This is a genomic window from Legionella micdadei, from assembly GCF_000953635.1.
Taxonomy (GTDB): Bacteria; Pseudomonadota; Gammaproteobacteria; order Legionellales; family Legionellaceae; genus Tatlockia; species Tatlockia micdadei.
In genome coordinates this window covers 459,698-480,499 of the sequence record NZ_LN614830.1, presented here as the reverse complement: position 1 = coordinate 480,499, position 20,802 = coordinate 459,698, and the positions used below count along the sequence as shown (strand labels likewise).

The following is a 20,802-nucleotide window of genomic DNA, read 5'->3' as shown; positions in this document are numbered from 1 at the left end:
ATTTGATGAAACTTAGAGCAACATTTCTCAGCTGCCTGATCATTCTCTGTCTGGTTTTACTAACTTTAAAACCATTCTGCCCATTTGTTGATAACAATAGCCTTCATTCAGCGCATTACTCAACTACAACCAGCGATTGCTCGAGTAGAACAACTACAGCGAGCTACTGTCAATTATCAGCTTTCTATACACTGGCTGAAAATGAGTTAGATGCTGCTCCCTATTTATTTATCATTGCAGGAGCACTTTTCTTCGTGCTTATTCAATTCTTTTCAAATTCGCCGATATTTCAACCTTTCAAACCTCCAATTCCCCTCAAAATAAGAACAAATATTGTGTATTAACCGATAATTGTGCTGTTCTTAATCATTTCTTATAGAAGAGTTGAGCACTCTTATCGGCCATCAATAAACTGATTTTATGAGAGTTTAGAATGAAAAACTTAGCGCGTTTTTTTGGCGTCTTGGGATTAATGCTCATGTCGCATGCTGTCTGGTCTTTTTCTTTAGGGTTTGATAATGCAAATCCAGACATGATTATGAATTTTATTCAACAGAATAATGCTTTTGTGTATTTAGGTGCCTTTTTTGTCTTCGGGATCTTACTGGCATTCACACCTTGTGTGTTACCCATGGTACCTATTTTATCAGGCATCATTGTTGGGCAAGATTCGCTATCAACTCCTAAAGCGATCAAATTATCATTAAGTTATGTGTTGGGTATGGCGCTCACCTATGCTGCAGCTGGTATGCTCGCAGGTTTTATGGGTTCAACAGTGCAAACACTCATGCAACGCCCAACAGTAATCGTTAGTTTTAGCCTAGTATTCTTGCTAATGGCTTTATCAATGTTTGGCCTGTTCGAACTGCGACTCCCCACTCAAATGAGTGCCCGTTTAAATCACTTCAGCCAACGATCAAATAAGCATAATTTTTTCTCGACTGGTTTGATGGGAGTGATCTCTACGCTCATTGTTTCGCCTTGCGTCACCGCGCCATTGATTGGCGTACTTACCTACATCGGCCAAAGCGGACAAGCACTTAATGGTGGGCTAATCCTGTTTATTATGGCGCTCGGGATGGGAGCCCCCCTCATTCTGGTTGCAGCAGGATATGGATCACTATTACCCAAAACTGGGGCATGGATGATTAGGATAAAGCAGCTTTTTGGCATTGTAATGCTTGCTATCGCCATTTGGATGTTAGGCCGAGTATTGCCTGCTAGCATTACCCAATTATTATGGGGTGCTCTATTGCTCACTTCAGGCATTGCTTTAATTATGCCAAGGTCTGCAAAGGGCAAATCTGCCCGCTTTTTCCAAATAATAGGAATGGTAATTTTAATCTTTGGCAGTATCTTCTCTTACAATACTTTCTCTCCACGTATACAATCAAACCCAGCGACAGCAAGTAAAACTCATGCACCATTTCTTGAAGTCAATACTCTGCAAGCGATTACACAGGAATTAGCTCGCGCCAGAAAGGAAAATAGACCGGTTTTTTTAGAGTTTTCTGCTAGCTGGTGCAGTGATTGTCAGGATATGGATACCAAGGTCTTCAATCAACCAGAGATTATCGATGCGATGAAGAACCTAGTTAATGTGAAAGTGAACATTAGTGAAAATAGTCAGGAAGTAGCTAACATAAAAAAGAAGTTTGGTATTTACGGAACTCCAACAATGCTATTTTTTGACACTCATGGACAACAACTGGATCAATTAACTTCCGCTGGTTTTGTGAACAAAACAGCAATGTTAGCCTTACTTAAACAAGCATCATTATTAACATAATCCAAACCTCCAAGGACTGTTGACTCTTGCCAACAGTCCTTTCTGACATCCGATCCCTTACTTGATTTTTTGCTCTGAAAGCTTTAAAGATGAATAATAACCTACTCCTATAGCGAATCTCCAACCCTTTCCAGAGGAGAAAGCAATCGACCAAAATGGTATTTTGGAGTTTCTCTTATATACTTAGATGACAGGAGAATCAACGGATACCACATTATGAAGAGAAGGTATATCCGCATTATTATTTTGTTGTTTTGCTTTTTTTTCTCTTCACTACTTAATGCCACCGTGAGAATTGGGACCCCCATGTTTGCCCCCCCTTTTTCTGTCAATATAGAGCACTACATGGTGGAGGGTTTCGATGTTGAATTGATGAAAAAGATTTGCTTGGATTTGAATTGGCAATGTGAATTTATCCCACTACAAAATGATAAAATATTCCCGGCTCTCGATCAGAATCAGGTGGATTTTCTCATCGGTGGTCTGATAATTACCCCTGAACGTAAGTTGCTTTATTTGTTTAGTCAACCTTATTTGCCGAGTAAAGCAGGTTTCGTCGTACTTTCTCAATCTCCCGTTAAGACGATAAATGATTTGCAAAACAAACGGGTCGCTACTTTGCAAGGACGAGTATATGGACCCTATCTTGCGCAAAACTTTCCCATTCCGATTCAAATTTTAACTTATGCTATCTATGGGGATTTGTTGCTGGCTGTAAAAAACAATCAAGTTGATGCTGCTTTTGTCAATTATTACACTGCATTATACATAGAGCATCAATATCCCGGGTTAGTTCGCGTATTGCATCAACCTTTTGATCTCGGTTATGGGATAGGAATTGCAACCTCCTTTAATAATGCAGATAAAATTGCACAAATTAACCAATTATTGACAAAATATGAATCGAATGGGACTTATGTTAGACTCTATAACTATTACTTTCAATTTTTTGCTAAATAGCGTTTTCTTCGACCATTACCCTGGTGTCGCTGATTCTGGCCTATCCTCGGGTATTTCTTCGATAACTTTAGCTCCAGATAAGTGCATTGGTTTAATATAGTCCAGTAGCAATCGTTGCTCTTCAGCTGTAATCGGCTGATCCGCGTCCATCTTTTTCAAGGTTTCTAAGCAACGTTCGCTCCTATTAAGGGCAGCCAATATCTCATCATGATTCTTTGGTGATTGCCTTAATTCTTCATCAAATGAATTCCTGAAAACGGTTATCTTTTGAATTAATTCCTGAACAAGAGATTTATTATTTGCAATATTTGTGATTAATTCTGCTAACGAGGAAGGATCGGCGTTTTTAAAAAACGTGAATTTCGATTTTACCATAAAATGTCCTAATTTTTGCATAATGGTTAATTTTTCATAGTTTGTTTAATTTTTATTCTTTCCTATCCCTAATTTTATTTTTTTAGAGAAGTACAAGCATATTTCATCTCCCTAATTACTATGCACAGTTAACCCATGCCTCTTTCCCTAATTTAAAATTTTTATTACGAAAAGATAGTCGAGTAGTATTTTGCCGCCATTTCAACCTTTTAATTCTTAGCGGAAATGACACTTTTTTTAAGTATAGACTAGTAAATGATCTTATGGTTTTAAAAATCTACCCTTCGTACAAAAAGTATTTTGTTATTTTCTGGTGAGCGCTTTATAATGGAATCAATCTGAATCTCATGTAAGGACAACTATGCAATTTCAAATAATATTGCAGTGGATAAATAGTGACAAGATTGTCCATTTTTGGAATAAAAAGATCACTTATAGGGATTTAGAACAAGAATATTCGGCTATTCATGAACTCAACCGACGTTTAATTGCTGAAGCAAGAATCGCAAGGTTTAGTTCGTCCTTCCTAGCCCCTCAGAAACTAAATGAACTTGAGAAAAATAATAACCTACTCACACTTATTGATCTTTGCAGGCCCGCCCTAAAAGAAACTGGAGAAGCTACTTCATTTTTGATGGCGTTACACTATTTATTGGCACTTCCTAAGGATGCACGTCCCGCAAATCATAACGAAAAGACTGTCTTTTTGTTCAATAACTTATTAAAGGAAAACCCGGTTGACACTTTAAAATTTTATCATCAGAACAAAGAGTTGTTTGCTGAATACTATGAAATTAACTCAATTGCTGAGAAAACGATCCGAAAAGAGCAAGCACTCCCTTCAGTTAGAGCCTACCTAGAGACTTTAACTGATGCATTAAAAGATCAAAAAGATCCTTTAGGCCTTATTGCCTTATTCAAAGAGAAAATTGCTGATACAGAAAAATATGCTGCCTTAATACTCTGGCTTATTCAGCGTAAAGTACCCAGCAATCAGATTATAGAGACTCATCTCTTACATGATTTCATGCGCTATAACCTTTATGATCTCAGTTCCCCTGATAGCGCTGTTAGCCATTTATACAGTCTATTAGAGGAATTTCCTGAGGCGCAAAATTTAGTCCAACAAGCAAAAAAAACCAGTTGTGGCGAACGTGGTTTCTGCAATTATGCTCTGGACGGCTCTTTAGTATTCGAAGAGGAAGAACTCGAATATGTGGAAGCTAAACCTGCTCTCTGTAAATTCTCTCCCACGGCCTTTAATTTTGGTTCCTTGTGCCAGTTATTTGATCAATCTTTTTTAATTGCAGCGATAAGTTGGGTTGCCCGCACTGAAAATACAGACTGGTTCATATTACTAAAAGGGCATTTAAATCAGCCTGGTGTCATCACAGAACAATTACCGATACTGATCAATCTCATTAGCAAAGCACAAGACCCAAAGCTAACTAAGACACTGGCCACGCTAATCGAAGATTCAACTGCCGAGCAATTAGTTTCTCTCCACCAAGGCGCTATTCTCCACCTGTTAAGTTACAAACCCTCCCTTGTTACTAAAATCAGTGGGATGAACATCGAAAATTATGTCGAGCAAATTATTTCTACTAATTCCAGTGATTTTGATACAACGATGCAGCTGCTCCAATTATTAAAGCTATTAATAATCAATAAACATGATGCGGCTAACTCGGTCTTTGAAAGGCTTATTGATTTTCTTCTTTCGCAACAGTCCAACCTCATCGAAGATGATGAGATTATACGGCAGCTAAAAAGGCATCCGGAATACATCCCTCGCCTTAGTTATCGTTGTAAAGTGTTGCATTCTCAACTTCAAGATTGCATAGAAGCAAACACCCAAAGTCAGTTAGATACTACTTGCTATAATTCCATTGAGGATGTTTGGTTCGACGTCAACAGAAAATTGAACCTCTTGCATATTCTCGATCCTCAATCGGATTCTGAAGTAATCGATAAGTATTCGTTATATGCCCTTATTGCGAAAGCCGCCTATAAAAGCCTTGGTCGGCATTTCGATCTTGATACATTTATTGAAGCCCTGTCACTACCAGAACCTGAACGCGGAGAAACAAGTATTCAAGAGCGCGTGCTTATTGAAATTTTGGCAGCAATTGAAGACGAAGATATAAAAGACAAAATAATCACCAAATTGCAGGGCGAACCTATCAATTGCATGGATTGGATGACCAAAGCCTATGGCGGCACATCGCTTTTTGTAAAAGCAGCTGAACATGGCAATAATATGCTTCTTAATTTGCTTGTAGACAACCGAGAACCCGATAAGGACAGCTATAATGATGCTGTTCATCTTTCAGCCGCAAACGGACACTGGTTAACAGTCTCCCACCTCTGTCGGCATTTTCCTGAGAAAGTTCGGAATTCTACAATCGCCAACACGCTCATTTTAGCTGCGCGGCATGGGAAGGTAGATATTGTAGAGCAACTTTGCGACACTGAAATGTATCCGCCACTGAGTGGTAAAGCTCACGCACAGCTATTAGAAACTGCCGTTGAAAACAACCAGTTAGCGGTTGTCGAATGTCTCTGTACTCTAACTTCACCTGTACCTAATAAAAACCTTATTGAAAAACTCTTTAACCTAGCCCTTAAACACAAGCATCTAACTATCCTCATTTATTTTTCTGAATTACCCCAAAACGCGCCCCATCAATTGCAAATCGATAAAGCATTTAGTCAAGCTGTGTTAAACAATGATGAAGATAGCCTCAAGTGTCTTGGAAATTTAAACACAGTTAAACCAGGGCATCTTGTGGTTGAGCGAAACTTTAAAAAAGCAGCCATGATGGGCCTTTTGAACATGATCGTCTGCCTCGGTAATTTGCCAGGTTATACATTGAATAAACCAGAAATCATCAATGGCGCCATACAAGAAGCCGCAACCTATGGCCATTTGCCTGTTGTAAAGCATTTGCTGAGCTCGATTAAAGATACTCGGACTCGACAAGATGCTTTGGTAAGTGCCTTATCGGCAGCTACAAAATCGGGAAAACTAGAAATCATCGGTTATCTTTGTAATCTATCAAGTTCCCAGCCAGTACAAAATGCTATTTTCCCTTTGTTGCTCTGGGCAATTAAATCGAAGAACTCGCCAATTGTGGAACTTTTTTGCAACTTAAAAACTAATAAGCCGCATCCAAGAGTTCTTACAAGACTTCTGCAAGAAGCCATTAAAAGCGGAGAATTAGACATAGTAAAAAGCATTTGCCAGGCTTTTTCCCCTATTCCTCAAAGAAATTTAGATCTGGCTATACCCATGGCAGTTCAATGGCGCCAACCTATTATTCTTTCGTACTTGTATGAATTATCAGAAAACAAACCAAAGCCTAAAATGATAAGATTTGCTCTCAATAAAGCAATCTCGACTAACCAAGAAAACGCAGCGATTTATTTGCGAAACAAGCTGTTGGAATTGCGATACCACACTGAAACCGAACAATCTGATCTTACTCACAATACAAGTCGGCAGCTCGAAAGTTTGGGGCTTTTCGGGAAAGAAAAATCTGGAAAAGCTGATCCTCTTTCAGAAAAAAGACTAACTTCGACCGCAGTATTTGCCTAATAATAGAAGGGGCTAATCACTTATCTATTCACGAGGATAAGCGCCCCATTTAATCCCAGCTTCCCCGCAAAGAAGTCTTAAGCATCTTGGCGGAGAGTTTTCGGTTTTTGCGATACCTAGTGCCTGGTAATAATCGGAAATAAGTATGCAAATACTTCCACTTTTCAAAATGAGCCCACATACGCCAAGGCACTTACGGATTGCGTGATACTTTTGGAGAATCCCAAGGCTCAATTACTGTTACAGCTCTTTTAATTTCCAGCGCTTGTGTAACCACAACCATTGCTCGGGATGAGCTAGAATAATTTGTTCTAAGGCTTGATTATAGCTTAGGGTATTACGATAAATGGATTCTTGGGCACTCGCATATTCTTGCCAAGGAATTGGTTCATAAAACTCGAGAACGTGCTTTCCGTTAGGCAATCGGTATCCTGCTGCCGGCACAACAGGTACCCCTGTGTGGCGGGCAAAGCTTGCTAAACTTCGATAAGTCCCCGCTTTTTTACCAAAAAATTCAGCAGCTATGCCATCCCGATTAGCGAGGGAGGCATGTTGATCTAAAACAAAAACCACAGCATGATTTTGCTCTAGAGCGTCGCAAACTTGCTGTAGGGAATTTTTCTTAGGAATAACATTAAGCCCAGCTTGGTAATAGCGTTTAAACAAGATTTTCTCAATGAACTTGTAACGCAGTGTGCGGCGAATAAAGTGGAATTGTCCTTGAAATTCTTTAAAATTCATAATTCCACCAATGGGTGCAAATTCCCAATTACCAAAATGGCCTGTAAGGATTAACACACCACGTTTTTCAGCAACAATGGCCAATAGCCGTTCGTAACCACGTACCTCCACTTGCTCGCGTAGTTTTTTTTCACTCATAAATCGAAGATGTATCGCTTCTTTGATCGAAGCGGCTAAGTGAGAATAAAATGCTTTTGCGAGGCGTGTTTTTTCTCCTTCGTTCAGCTGTGTACCAAAAACCTGCTCGATGTTTGCCTTTACGACAGCACGTCGATAAGGAAGGTAACGGTATAAAAACCGGCCTACTAAAGAAATGGGTAGATTAGCTATTTTATTCGATAAGTCAGTCACAAGCTTTAATCACCAAACAAGCATTCATACTTGCAAAACCACGATTAATTATCATTGCGGTTTTACTCGTCCCCAATTGCCTATGTTCGGCACTAATATTCAATCCCTCACACAGGGGCGCTGGCTTCACAAAATTCATTATCCCAGGAATGCAATTATCGCGAATTGCATGAGTTGCCATAACAGCATCCAAAATACCAGAAGCAGAAATGGTATGGCCATATGACCATTTTAAGGCAGTGACCGGAACCTTATTTCCAAAAACAGCCTGAATAGCCTGCGCTTCACTGTCATCGGATTTGTGGTTCCCATTCCCATGGGCAACAAGCAAACCGATTTCTGCAGGATTAATGGCTTGTTCTTCCAGCGTTCTTGATAGTAAATTGGCCAAATGTTGGCCTTCTGCCTCAATTGAAAATAAACCTGAAGCCTCGCTTGCGGCCATTCCGGCGACAATTTCACCGTAGCAAACTGCCGATCGTGCACGTGCACTCGTCTCAGTTTCCAAAACGAACGCTGCCGCACCATCAGCTATAATTGTCCCATCTCGCTCTATATCAAAAGGTTTCAAATGGCGGGGGCTGATAACTCCAATCTTTTCATAATAAAAGAGAGCTTGTGGCTCCAACACATCATAAGCCACAACTACAGCTCGCTCAGCTTGCCCATGCTTCAGCGCTTGGTAAGCTTCAAGAATAGCCTGCATACCCCCAATAGCATGATTAGTGATATTGTGATTCGGGCCTTTAAAGCTATAACTGATCCCGGTATAAGCTAACACGTTATTCGGTAAGATGCGTAATAACCACATTGGGTGTACTTCATCAAATAACTGCTGTGCAAAAGCTTGCATGTCATTGTCAGTTTTCGCGAGGAGTGGTAAAAAATCTTCTTGTTGAAAATACTTATTACCCGGTGAGCCAACATAGACCGCGGTTTGTTCGTTAAACTCTTCAGGATTTTCTAAGGTTTCTCGATAGCGTAGTAGTTCACTATGCTGTACAGCCTGCATCGCGGCATTAATCCCTAGTACATCTTGACGAGAAATAACTTTCATCAGTTTACGATCGGGCAACATTTTTGCTGGTTGAAAATGTTTAAGTTCCCCTCCTAGCCGATGAGTCCAAGAGGATAAATCCCATTGAGTTACCTCAGCGATACCGCTCTGACCAGCGAGTATTGCCTGCCATGTTTGCTCAGCATTCTCTCCGCAAGGTGTCAACGCACTCAGGCCAGTAATAAAAACTCGGTTGGAGTTCATCATTTAATCACTCCATCAAACTCAGGATGCTTAAATAGCAGGCAGCTATTTGATCCACCAAAACCAAAAGAATTCGATAGAACCACCCCTAACGATTTTTCACGGGGGCCATCGACTACATAATCTAGATCACACTCTGGATCAGGCGTGGTTAAATTTGCTGTTCTAGGAATTTGGGCATAGTGAATAGACAACACGGATATTACGGCTTCCAGCGCACCTGCAGCTGCGATGAGATGTCCTGTCTGGCTCTTAGTGGAACTAATCGGCAATCGCTGAGTATGAGTGCCAAACACCGCTTTTACAGCGTTGGTTTCGCTTAGATCATTCATCTTAGTCGATGTGCCATGAGCGTTAATATAATCAACATCACTCGGCTTGACGCCAGCATCTTTAAGCGCGCGTTCAATGGCTTGAATTGCTCCGTCGCCATTAGGATGCGAATCGGTAATGCGGTATGAACTTAGCGAATTACCTTCGCCTGCTAATTCAGCATAGATTCTCGCGCCTCGCGCTTTCGCTTTTGACCATTCTTCAAGAATTAAGAAGGCAGCACCCTCTCCTAAAACAAAACCATTGCGCGTTGCATCAAAGGGGCGGCTGGCTGTTTCTGGCGTTTCATTATAGGAAGACAATGCGCCAAGGAGGCAAAAGCTGGATACCCCCAGAGGATTAATCATTGAATCAAAACCACCTGCCAACATGAAATCAGCTTCACCACGACGGATAACTTGCATCGCCAAACCTAACGCTTGTCCCCCTGATGCACAAGCAGTATGGACAGAGGAAGCATAACCTTCGATTCCAAATTGTTGTATCAATAAGGATAACCCCGAGTTAGAGGTTGTCTTTCCGAAATCGACTAAGCTATAAAATTGACGAGTGCTGTCTTGAAGTCGTTTCCAATCCGGTTTTCCTTCTGCAGCACATGTTTTTTGAAATCGTTGCAAATAGGAAAACTCCGCTGTCATCATACCGCTACCTGTGACCACTCCCCAACGCGAAGCATCTTGTTTCGTTGGTTTTATCCCGGCATCAAGGAATGCTTGATGAGCTGCCTCCAAGGCATACTGGGTAAACTGCATGGAGAAACGGTTGTGCTTGCCTGCAATGGCAGCAGGATTAGGTTGAAACCCCTTAACTTCTGCCGCGATGTACGTTGGAAAAGCACTTGCATCGAAATGACTTATCTTTCCAATTCCGGACTTGCCTTCTAACAAATTGTACCAGGTAGACTGTACATCATTACCTAAAGGAGAAACGACGCCCAAGCCTGTCACTGCGACTCGTCTGTTTTTCATAATTATTAATTACCTTTTGCCGTCATCACCAGGTCTAAAACGCATACCCGTTTGCCATCCACTTCGCTGCGATAATGCAAAATTAGTTGCTGTTCACTTTGCTCTTTCACTTTAAGATGGGTAATTAGCACGCTCCCTGGCTGAACAAATTCATTCATTTTAATTTTACGTAATTCACTGACTTGATAGCATTGGCTAAAAGATGACCTGGCTACAAATTCACACGCCAAATTAAGTTTACACTCCAATAAAACAGTCATTGGTAGAACAGGATTATTGGGGAAATGATCATTGAAATAAGGGGCTGCTCGAGTGATACATTTTTCAGCAGTTAGACTTACACCCGGTTCAGAATCAAGTACGCGGTCAAACACCATCATTGAACCAGGCAAAACAACTTCAGCTGGAGCCAATCCTGAATTAGGTGTAAATACCTGGCGTTTGGGCCAATCACCAGGCCGATTTATTTCAGCAAATTGTCTCCGGACAATCTGTTCATCGATAAAATTAGCCATGGGTAACAATGGGCCTAAAGCGCCATCGATGGTGAACACTACCTCATCACCTACGTAAGCAATACTATGGTATTGTACGGCTCTCGAGTCGAGGGATTCGATAACAGACTCTAGTAATAAGGTTTCCCCCACATAAGCGGGACGGTGCAAGCGTGCGCTCGAGACAACTCCCGCCACAGGCCTTAATGTGAAATCATTAGTGTACATCACATTCCAAGCGGCCAGCTGACCTAACGTTTCGCCTACCAGGGAAGGAATGAAGCAAAGCTGTCCCTTCCCATCATGGCAAAGGTAGGTGTCATCGCGCGTGATGTGTTTTATCCCCCGGACAATTTCGCCAGGTGATAATTGCAATATTTGGTCAACAAATAAGAATCGCATTAGGCAACAGTTTCACAAGTTTTTTGTTCATTAGCAGCCGTAACAACCAGCTTGCAAAAGGTTTCCACAGTAAACAGCATTGGGATTTCACTCACTTTCATATTTGATTTGAAGTATTCCGCAGGAACTTCGCTCAGATAGTTTTTAAGTGCTTGTAACCCCTTCGCTGTCAATACACCGCCTTTTTCAAATTCGTCTTCCGCTAAATCACCTCGTGCATTTTTCTCTAATTGACCGCGCGGAATTTTGATACTAAATTCTTTTTCTAATTGGAAAACCAAATCAAGAAAATCAATGGACTCGGCACCCAAATCACCAATCAATCGGCTGTTCAAAGAGACTTCTTCTTCATCAATAACCAACACATCAGCGATAATTTCCCTTATTTTTGGGTAAACGCTATCTACATTCATGTTTATTTATCCTCAAAGCTGACCTAGTTCACAAAACTTCAGAGTATATCACAAAGTTTTAATAGGCAGCTATGGCCATCTTGCAAAAGTAAGGGGGAGCGTTTAAATCAATAGAACGGCAAATTAAAAGAGTGATTGTTGGATAAATCCATTGTATTTTTCATCTAAATGGAAATGAACACCTAAACCGATTAAACGTATTGCCTTTTGTTCCTTATAAATCTTATTAAATAAATCATAAAATGCCTGCAAATCGGCTTGATTATTTTTGATTTCAGCTGTCATTAATTGAAAATCATCAAACTTGATTTTAATGTACTGGTTTTTTATTAAAAAATCGCAAGCTAAATCGTTAATTCGTTTCAACAATTTTCTGTATAGGCCATCGATAATCTCCCTTGCTTGTGCTGAATCACTTATATCTTCACTCAACGTGATCTCAACACTTAGGGATTTACGTACTCGATTGGGTTGGACAGGGCGATCATCAATACCTCGACATTGATTATAAAGATGCTGTCCTAACTTACCAAAATGTTGGATTAATTCGCGTAAAGGAATTTCCAATAAATCAGCACATGTCATTATATTCATATTACGCAGTTTCGCAGCAGTGACTTTTCCTACACCAAAGAGTTCTGCTACAGGCAATTGATTCACAAATAACGTAACATCCTCAGGGCGAATCACAAATAGCCCATTAGGCTTTTTCCAAGCACTCGCTATTTTTGCTAAAAATTTGTTAGGCGCCACCCCCGCCGAAGCCGTTAATTCCTCAGCTTGCCAAATTTTCAAACGAATTGCCTCCGCTATCCATGTGGCACTTCCTCGGTATTGGGTACAATCGGTTACATCAAGAAACGCTTCATCTAATGATAACGGTTCAACTAAATCGGTAAACTCTTTAAAAATGGCATTAATCACTTGGGAGACTTGCCGGTATTTAGCCATATTAACCGGTAAGACCAAAAGATCGGGACAAAGACGCCTGGCTATGACTGTCGGCATTGCTGAGCGAACTCCATATTGTCGGGCAATGTAATTGCAGGTGCACAAAACACCCCGTCTATCCGAAGCGCCGCCAACAGCCACAGGTTTGTTAACCAAAGTGGGGTTATCACGAATTTCTATCGCGGCATAAAAACAATCCATATCAATATGGATAATCTTACGGACTTTGGCCATTGTGCTTGGTGAGCTTAAAGAATGTTGTTTGATTTTATCGATGAGCGTATTTCAAAACCAGGTCTAATGAAGAAGAAGGAGCTTCTTAGTGCACTAAAAAGCTCCCTATTTTATTCTACCCAGACGGTATATTTCTAACAAACTAAGCTAGTTGTTTCCTGCTCTACCGGCTTTTCTTCTTGCCGACTAACTTTTTCCTGCACCCCTTTCAGCTGGGAGAATATCATTTGTGGATTTAAAGTGGCTCCCGCACTGATATATTGAAAATTCGGGTGCCCTTCAAATTGTTGAATTGAATTTAAGAAAGAAATTAAAGTGGTTTCCGGATGGACTTCAAGTTTTGCTAAAGCGTACGCTAAGGTACCTGGATGATCAGGGCATTTGGAAGACATCGAAGGCACAAACAGAATTTGAGCCTTCTCAGGCCAGTCATTCTTAGTACTTATTACTCCAAAATGTGGTAACCGATGGCCAATTTGTTCAAGGATATAGTTTAAATGAGAATAATTAGTATGCGAAACTAACAAAATTTGGATATCCTTGTTTGCCTCTAGTAATGCTTGAAATTCAGCAATCCGCTTCAGTGATTCTTCATTAACCTCTGCCATGGAATTAAAAATTCTCTGAAAATCGGCAAAGCTAATTTCGGTTTTAAAATGCTGGTTTAGGTTTTCACAAAATTGTTCAAGAGTAATATCAGCCACCCTTAAGGGGTTTAGGTTGGCAATCATCCAGTTCCAAACCTTTTCACCTGTTATGTCCGGATTCCGACTAGCAAAATATTCAGTAAAACCTTCCTTCAATTTTTTAACATCAGAGGATATAAATTGACCTATGGAAAAAACAGCGATAATCATTTTTTGCCTCCCAACCCTTCAAAATGGTTGTATTGTAATAAAAAAATCCAACTTTGTCAGTTTCATAGCATCTTATCCCTCAATTCAAGTTCTTCCGTAAAGAAAATAAATTGTTGCAATTTTGACGATAGATGCTAAAGTTCGCCCTTTTAGGATGGAATATCCTTATGAACAGGGGTCTATGACGGTTTTAAAAATCTTAAAACTCCACGCGATTTTACTCTTATGTTTGCTTAGCCTGTTATCAAAGGCGTCAACCGCGGATATAGCCGACAAGATACAACAAAAATTCGACAGCAATCTCTTTAGACTAAAACCTATCATCCAATCGCATTATGCTGTACGTTTATACCGGATCACTGGAAAAAAAGAGTACTTGTATCCCATTATCAGCTTTCAATTTATTGAAAGCATGCAGCTTCACCAATTATTAAAAACCACACCAGATTCTATGCGTACTGTTTCTAATGCAAATACGATTAATCTGCCCTTAGAGAATAAAAATCTTTCAAAAACTAAAAATCGAAAAGCATTACTCGCTCAATTTCCAGAAATGGATAATCTACTTAAAATCTTACTCATTCTTGATCACGCACAACAATTAAATATTTTAAACTCGCCGTTATACCCTCATGCAAAAATTGCAATTCTTCAAATTAAGGAAAATCTTCGGCCTTTGAGTTCCTTCCTCTTAAGCCCCTCAGTAATAAAAACGTCTCCTGCTCAAGTGGCTAATTTTGTTTTCCTGCTTAATCGGCTTAAATTAATTGATCTTCGAAAAAAATACATCCATCGTTTTAAAACGATCTTTGCAGATAATAAAGATCCATATCTTTCCGACAAGGCGTTTGAAGATAAAATTTATGGCATGACGCATATTATTTTTGCTGCAAGCGATTACTACCAAAAACGCATAGCCTATAAACAATTTAAATGGATCTATCAGTATTTCGAGCAGCATATGGACCTCATTTTAAAGAGGACCAAACCGGATGTTGTTGCTGAAGTAGGATTAACTTTCTGTCTACTTGATAGCTTTCATCATTCTGCATTAATTACTAAGATTAAGCGCCATTTAACAAGTAAATATAATCCCCACCAGCAAATGATCCCAAATAAATCCGGAAGTAGGGATTTAAACTTAGCTGAACATCGAAATGTGCTGACGATAATGCTTTTTAAATGGCCATTATCACTTCATTTAGGACCCGATTTGGAGACGATGGCGGCAGATTTCATTAACACACTACAACAAGCCCAACCTCTGTAAGAGCATTGCAGCTACTTGCCCATATATATAGTAAAATCAGATTATAGACCCACTCATCTAAATGATTATATAAAATGAATACACTCTTTCACTTAGCTTTTCCAATTCATGATTTTGACCTAGCTAAACACTTTTATTTAGAGCTGTTAGGCTGTAACCTAGGTCGTGAATCAGAGCACGCTTTAATTATTCAACTAGGCAATCATCAAATTGTGGCACACAAAATCAATGAGCCGTTACCGATACAACAAGGCATTTATCCTCGTCATTTTGGTTTGATTTTTCTTGAAAAAACTGAATTTGAAGCGTTTGTAGAACGCCTAATTGATAAACAAGTGCAATTTGAAATTCCGTTAAAAACGCGCTTTCCTAACTCCAAGATTGAGCATCAATCTTTTTTTCTTAAAGACCCTAGCAACAATTTACTCGAATTTAAGTACTACACTTATCCGTCTGCGATTTTTGGAGAGCAAGAATTTAAGCGAATTGGCGAAAGCTAATTCATTATTCCAAATTGTCTTGCTATTTTGTTGACATCAGTCTCTCAAAAAATTTAGGTAGATAATAGCTGCCTCTATGTTTATGATAACTATAATGATAACGTCGAAAGGAAGTTTCCTTGCATCCGCATTGCAGTTATTTTGCCAACAGCGCACTTTTACCCACTGGCTGGGCTGACAATGTACTTATTGCGGTAGACAAAGCTGGGTACATCACTGACGTTTCCTGTAACCCCCCCCCCAACAATGCCATCCATTTTGAAGGCGCCATGCTACCAGGGATGCTGAATCTTCATTCCCATGCGTTCCAACGTGCAATGGCAGGACTCGCAGAGCGAGCAACCGCGGAAAAGGAGAGCTTTTGGACTTGGCGAGAAACCATGTACCGGTTTCTTGAAAAGCTTACCCCTGAAGATTTGCAAGCAATTGCAGCTCAGGTTTACATAGAGATGCTTAAAGCCGGATTTACAACTGTTGGCGAATTTCATTACATCCACCATCAACCAAACGGCACGCCTTATCAGGAGCGTTGCTTAACATCGCATCATATCATTTCTGCAGCCCAGGAAGTTGGCATTGCAATTACTCTTTTGCCTGTACTCTACAGTTACAGTGGATTTGGGGGGCAAAAACCCACGGTGAATCAAAAGCGGTTCATTAATAATGAAACGCAAATCCTCGATATTATTTCTTCGCTCGTGAAAGCGTATAAAGATGAACCCCAAGTCATCATTGGCTTAGCTCATCATTCGCTACGTGCCGTCACACCAGACATGTTGCAACATGCCACTGCTGCTATGAAACACATTGCGCCCCAAAGCCCTATTCATATTCACATCGCAGAACAAACAAAAGAGGTCACTGATTGCCTACAGTGGAGTGGGCAGCGCCCGGTAGAATGGTTATTGAATCATGTGGACATTAATTCACATTGGTGCCTTGTTCATGCCACACATATGACAGCGCATGAAACTCAACGCCTAGCGCATAGCGGTGCCGTTGCTGGTCTTTGTCCGATAACAGAGGCGAATCTTGGGGATGGTTTATTCAATTTGCCAGAGTATATTCGGGAAAAAGGCAAATGGGGAATTGGCACTGACAGCAACATCTCGGTGAGTATTGTTGATGAGCTTCGCATGCTTGAATATGGTCAGCGTCTGATCCATCACGAACGCGCCATTACAAAAACACCCACCGAACCTTCTGTGGGCACAGTGCTATATCAACAAGCCCTTCTTGGCGGAACCCGAGCATTAGGGCGCCCTGCAGGCAGTATCGAAATTGGCAACCGCGCCGATTTCATTATCCTCGACACCCAAAATCCTTCACTTTTATTTAAATCAAACAGCTTGATTTTAGATGCAATGATATTTGCCGGTAACGCTAATCCTGTCCGTCATGTTATTGCTGGAGGCCAGCATGTAGTAAAAAATTTCAGGCATATTGCAGAAGATGAGGTATTAAAAGCTTATACGAACACAATAAAAACTTATTTACACAGGTAAATTTAGATGGAATTATACAAATATATACCAGGAACCGTGCCTGTTATATTGAGCATCCCTCACACAGGCACTTATGTACCAAACGATCTATTGCAACGTTTTCGTGCACCTGCTAAACAACTTCCTGATACAGATTGGCATTTAGAGGCGCTTTATAGTTTCGCAAAGGAAATGGGCATTCATGTCTTAGTAGCGACTCACTCTCGCTATGTCATCGATCTTAACCGCCCGCCTACTGGGCAATCACTCTATCCAGGGAAATTCACTACAGCTTTATGCCCAACAACTTTATTTGACGGCAATCCCATTTACCAAAAGGGGATGGAGCCAACTGAAGAGGAAATACAAAATCGCATCACTAGGTATTGGCTTCCTTATCATAATAAACTGCGATCCCTAATTCATGAGTTGAAAACTAAGGGCCGTGTTATCCTATTTGACGCTCATTCAATCCGTTCACAAGTTCCCACATTATTTGAAGGCATCCTACCCAGCATTAATCTGGGTACGGCAGATGGCCAATCAGCCAATAAAGCCTTGGTTGATAAAGTGGCTGCTTATTGCCAAAATACGGCTTATTCCACTGCCCTTAATGGACGCTTTAAAGGCGGATACATTACGCGGCATTATGGTAATCCTGTTGAAAACATCGAGGCAATCCAATTGGAATTTACTCAGCTTAATTACATGGCTGAATCTTTTCCTTTTACTTATGACATTGAAAAAGCAAAAGCATGCCAAATCATGCTCTCAGAATTGTTGTCGTTATTAATTGCTGAAATTCAAAAATAATCAAAATCAACTCTTGAGCAACTGTCTTGATCCAAACTCAAGACAATTGCTACGTTTTCATCCCACTCGGCTATAACCTGCATCAACAAATAAGGTATGCGCGTTGATCATTTCTGCTTCGGGTAAACACAATAAATAAACGGCGTTGGCTACATCTTGTGTTGATAATGGGCGAGCTGCGAGGGAATGCCCCTGGTACTCATCGAGTAATTGCTCTCGATTAGGAAAGTGTTTTAAAGCATCCGTGTCCACAACCCCAGCAGAGACCGTGTTGACTGTTATACCGTACTCTGCCAATTCAAGGCTCAACGAACGCACTAAAGCTTCTAATGCTGCTTTTGAAGCACCGATAAAACCATAGTTAGGAATCGCTCTATGTGCGCCTAAGCTCGATAACGCGATCACTCGTCCGCCCCGATTCATCAGTGTTAATCCTTCGGAAACTAAATGATTTAATGCCAAAGCATTTGTTTCCATACACCAGCGCCAGTGTTTAGTCGACATTTTTAAGGCTGGTTTTAATACCCCGCTGGCAGCATTACTAATTAGAAAATCTAAATGGTTAAAATGTTCGCGAAAGACTCCATACATTTCTTTAACCGATTGCTGATCAGCAACATTAGCTTGAATTGCCACCGCTTTGCTGCCTAATCTTTGTATTTCATCTATCAATGCTTGCGCTTCATCAGAACTGTTGTAATAAACAATGGCTATATCAGCTCCACATTGCGCGAATTTGAGTGCCGTTGCCTTTCCGATTCCACGCGCCCCGCCAGTAATCAGGGCAACTTTATTAGCAAACTGCGAAGCCATGCAATTATCCTCTCGATTAAAAATGCCTCAAACTACAGTGAATTGTGGACTCTGTCAATTAACTTGCTGATCAAGTGTCAAACTCTAAATTAATAGAATCAACGCCCTGGCTATAAACTAAATCGCTTCGCTTTGTAGTAAGAACTATCATGAAAAATGCATATATCCTTGTATCAAAGCTACTAACTTTGTACCATTTGCAAACCGTACAAAGACATAACACTGTTGATGAAGCATCCTTGGTTAAATAGCGTCTTGCCGATCGCTGCCATTTTCTCCTTCCGTATGCTGGGATTATTCATGTTAATCCCTGTATTTACTGTTTTTGCAACTCATCTTCAGGGAGCAACACCTACTCTTATTGGCTTAGCCTTAGGAAGTTATGGTCTAAGCCAAGGTATTTTGCAGATGCCCATGGGTATACTGTCCGATCGCTTTGGCAGAAAACCAATACTAACTATAGGTTTACTCTTTTTTATTTTTGGCAGCTTAATCGGCGCATTGAGTCACTCTATTTATACGATGATTCTTGCACGAACATTACAAGGAATGGGAGCTATCGGCAGTGTCTTAATTGCATTGCTTGCTGATCTTACCCCCGATGAGCAGCGCACGAAAGCCATGGCAGTAATTGGTATGACTATTGGCTTATCTTTTAGCCTAGCCATGGTAGTTAGCCCAGCACTGACAAGCCATTACGGTTTAGCTGGTATTTTTTATTTAACCACTGCCTTAGCTCTACTCGGCCTTTTTTTTGTGCATGCAGTAATCCCTACTCCACAAAAAGAGTGTTTTCACATTGATAGTGAAGTTAAATCTTCTCTTTTTATAACCGTTATTCTTAATAAACACCTACAGCGTTTAAACTTCGGCATTTTCTTCCAGCACTTTATTTTAACCGCCACATTCTATGTGATCCCTATGCTCTTGCAGCAACAAATTAAGCAAGGAAATCTAACCGAGCAATGGTATTTTTACCTTCCACTAATGCTTTTCTCTTTCCTGCTAATGTTGCCGTTTATTCTTTTAGCAGAAAAAAAACAGCAGATGAAATTGATTTTTATATTGTCTGTTTTAATAACTAGCCTTGCCCAACTATCCCTCGTCTTAGCTAATCAATATTGGTTATTATTTTGTGGTTTGATGTTTTTGTATTTCGTTGCATTTAATGTTCTCGAAGCGATCCTTCCCTCTCTTGTTTCAAAACAAGCCGGACCAACTACAAAAGGCACTGCCATGGGGGTTTATTCCAGTAGTCAATTTTTAGGCATCTTTATGGGTGGCTTAACAGCAGGCTTGTTATATCAATATACCGGAAACAGGGGTGTCTTCTTATGTAATGCGGTAATTAGTCTAATATGGCTTGTCATTGCTTTCTTTATGAAACCCGAGGCTTACCTCTCCACTTTAATTTTAAGCTACCCTTCGGCAATAAAAAATGAAACAGCTTTAATCAAACAATTAAAAGCCCTAGTTGGAATCAAAGATGTTTTTATTGCCGAAGAAGAAAAGGTCATTTATGTACGAATCGATAAAGCTAATTATCAACCTGGTAGTGCTGAACAAATTTTACAAGAAACCGATCAATCTACTTAGGTTGTACTAACCTTACGAAATTACTGTTGGATTAAGGTCAAGATATAGAATTGTCACCCCACCCTCGTTATAATCCTGCTCTAACTTTCGCACGCAGGAGAATAAAAATGGCTCGTGGGATCAATAAAGTTATCTTGGTAGGAAATGTCGGCGTTGACCCAGATGTAAGATATATGCCGAATGGCAACGCGGTAACCACCTTATCAGTAGCTACTAGTGAAACATGGAAGGATAAGCAAACTGGAGAAAAACAAGAGCGTACTGAATGGCATCGTGTGGTCTGTTTCAATCGGTTAGGCGAAATTGCCGGCGAATACATCCGCAAAGGTTCAAAATTGTATGTTGAAGGCAGTCTGCGTACTCGTAAATGGCAAGATCAACAGGGGCAAGATCGTTATACAACTGAAATTGTTGCGTCTGATATCCAAATGCTGGACAGCAAAACTGGTGGTTCCGTTAATTATGAAGATATGCCTTCTTCACCTCAAACACAACACCAACCAAATTCCCGTAAACCACAAGCAGCTCTTTCACCACAAGACGCTTTTGATGAATTGGATGATGATATTCCGTTTTAATGTCCCCAAGTGGTTATTTCC

19 protein-coding genes are annotated in these 20,802 nt (G+C 40.4%); 10 read left to right on the top strand and 9 right to left on the bottom strand.

The genetic code is table 11. The features are described 5' to 3' along the window. The first annotated feature begins 5 nt into the window (after positions 1-5). The 3 genes from LMI_RS15845 (at position 6) to LMI_RS02240 (ending at position 2,749) form a co-directional block, all read left to right on the top strand. A complete protein-coding gene (locus LMI_RS15845) occupies positions 6-344 on the top strand; it encodes a lpg1681 family protein (RefSeq protein WP_064103000.1) in 339 nt (112 codons plus the stop codon). Between the two features lie 89 nt (positions 345-433). Beyond that, positions 434-1,789 (top strand): protein-disulfide reductase DsbD, encoded by a 1,356-nt coding sequence (gene dsbD, locus LMI_RS02245; protein WP_045098352.1) that lies wholly within the window; start codon positions 434-436, stop codon positions 1,787-1,789. A 216-nt stretch (positions 1,790-2,005) separates the two neighbouring features. Continuing rightward, positions 2,006-2,749: a transporter substrate-binding domain-containing protein gene (locus tag LMI_RS02240; protein WP_045098351.1), complete on the top strand. Its 744-nt coding sequence runs from the start codon at positions 2,006-2,008 to the stop codon at positions 2,747-2,749. A 15-nt stretch (positions 2,750-2,764) separates the two neighbouring features. Here LMI_RS02240 and LMI_RS02235 read toward each other — a convergent pair whose 3' ends face one another. Then, positions 2,765-3,124: a hypothetical protein gene (locus LMI_RS02235; protein ID WP_143001011.1), complete on the bottom strand. Its 360-nt coding sequence runs from the start codon at positions 3,122-3,124 to the stop codon at positions 2,765-2,767. Positions 3,125-3,485: 361 nt separating this feature from the next. Here LMI_RS02235 and LMI_RS02230 point away from each other — a divergent pair, with 361 nt between their 5' ends. Then, positions 3,486-6,722, top strand: coding sequence for an ankyrin repeat domain-containing protein (locus LMI_RS02230; RefSeq protein WP_045098349.1), 3,237 nt, complete (start codon positions 3,486-3,488; stop codon positions 6,720-6,722). Between the two features lie 240 nt (positions 6,723-6,962). Here the strand turns inward: LMI_RS02230 and LMI_RS02225 are convergent, their stop codons facing one another. The 7 genes from LMI_RS02225 to LMI_RS02195 form a co-directional block, all read right to left on the bottom strand. Beyond that, positions 6,963-7,814, bottom strand: coding sequence for a lysophospholipid acyltransferase family protein (locus LMI_RS02225; protein WP_045098348.1), 852 nt, complete (start codon positions 7,812-7,814; stop codon positions 6,963-6,965). Continuing rightward, positions 7,807-9,078, bottom strand: coding sequence for a beta-ketoacyl-[acyl-carrier-protein] synthase family protein (locus LMI_RS02220; protein WP_045098347.1), 1,272 nt, complete (start codon positions 9,076-9,078; stop codon positions 7,807-7,809). Before LMI_RS02220 ends, LMI_RS02225 begins: the two co-directional genes overlap by 8 nt. After that, entirely contained in the window at positions 9,075-10,376 is a 1,302-nt protein-coding gene (locus tag LMI_RS02215; protein WP_045098346.1) for a beta-ketoacyl-[acyl-carrier-protein] synthase family protein, read from the bottom strand. Before LMI_RS02215 ends, LMI_RS02220 begins: the two co-directional genes overlap by 4 nt. A 5-nt stretch (positions 10,377-10,381) precedes the next feature. Beyond that, positions 10,382-11,272 (bottom strand): 3-hydroxyacyl-ACP dehydratase FabZ family protein, encoded by an 891-nt coding sequence (locus LMI_RS02210; protein WP_045098345.1) that lies wholly within the window; start codon positions 11,270-11,272, stop codon positions 10,382-10,384. Continuing rightward, positions 11,272-11,685, bottom strand: coding sequence for an acyl carrier protein (locus LMI_RS02205; protein WP_045098344.1), 414 nt, complete (start codon positions 11,683-11,685; stop codon positions 11,272-11,274). Before LMI_RS02205 ends, LMI_RS02210 begins: the two co-directional genes overlap by 1 nt. Before the next feature lie 123 nt (positions 11,686-11,808). Then, on the bottom strand, positions 11,809-12,870 hold the full coding sequence (gene dinB, locus LMI_RS02200) for a DNA polymerase IV (RefSeq protein WP_045098343.1): 1,062 nt from the start codon (positions 12,868-12,870) through the stop codon (positions 11,809-11,811). A 134-nt stretch (positions 12,871-13,004) separates the two neighbouring features. Beyond that, entirely contained in the window at positions 13,005-13,727 is a 723-nt protein-coding gene (locus LMI_RS02195) for a hypothetical protein (protein ID WP_045098342.1), read from the bottom strand. 181 nt (positions 13,728-13,908) lie between these two features. Here LMI_RS02195 and LMI_RS02190 point away from each other — a divergent pair, with 181 nt between their 5' ends. The 4 genes from LMI_RS02190 (at position 13,909) to hutG (ending at position 17,794) form a co-directional block, all read left to right on the top strand. Next, positions 13,909-14,997 carry a DUF3541 domain-containing protein gene (locus tag LMI_RS02190; RefSeq protein WP_045098341.1) on the top strand — a complete coding sequence of 363 codons (1,089 nt, stop codon included), beginning with the start codon at positions 13,909-13,911 and terminating at the stop codon, positions 14,995-14,997. Between the two features lie 74 nt (positions 14,998-15,071). Then, entirely contained in the window at positions 15,072-15,497 is a 426-nt protein-coding gene (locus LMI_RS02185) for a VOC family protein (RefSeq protein WP_045098340.1), read from the top strand. A 119-nt stretch (positions 15,498-15,616) separates the two neighbouring features. Further along, entirely contained in the window at positions 15,617-17,002 is a 1,386-nt protein-coding gene (locus LMI_RS02180; protein ID WP_045098339.1) for a formimidoylglutamate deiminase, read from the top strand. Between the two features lie 6 nt (positions 17,003-17,008). After that, a complete protein-coding gene (hutG, locus tag LMI_RS02175; RefSeq protein ID WP_045098338.1) occupies positions 17,009-17,794 on the top strand; it encodes an N-formylglutamate deformylase in 786 nt (261 codons plus the stop codon). 57 nt (positions 17,795-17,851) lie between these two features. Here the strand turns inward: hutG and fabL are convergent, their stop codons facing one another. Next, a complete protein-coding gene (gene fabL, locus LMI_RS02170) occupies positions 17,852-18,607 on the bottom strand; it encodes an enoyl-[acyl-carrier-protein] reductase FabL (protein WP_045098337.1) in 756 nt (251 codons plus the stop codon). Positions 18,608-18,892: 285 nt separating this feature from the next. Between fabL and LMI_RS02165 the strand changes: the two genes are divergently transcribed. Both LMI_RS02165 and ssb read left to right on the top strand, forming a co-directional pair. Further along, positions 18,893-20,203 (top strand): MFS transporter, encoded by a 1,311-nt coding sequence (locus LMI_RS02165; protein WP_231852274.1) that lies wholly within the window; start codon positions 18,893-18,895, stop codon positions 20,201-20,203. 107 nt (positions 20,204-20,310) lie between these two features. Next, positions 20,311-20,781 (top strand): single-stranded DNA-binding protein, encoded by a 471-nt coding sequence (ssb, locus tag LMI_RS02160; protein WP_045098335.1) that lies wholly within the window; start codon positions 20,311-20,313, stop codon positions 20,779-20,781. Positions 20,782-20,802: the final 21 nt, after the last annotated feature.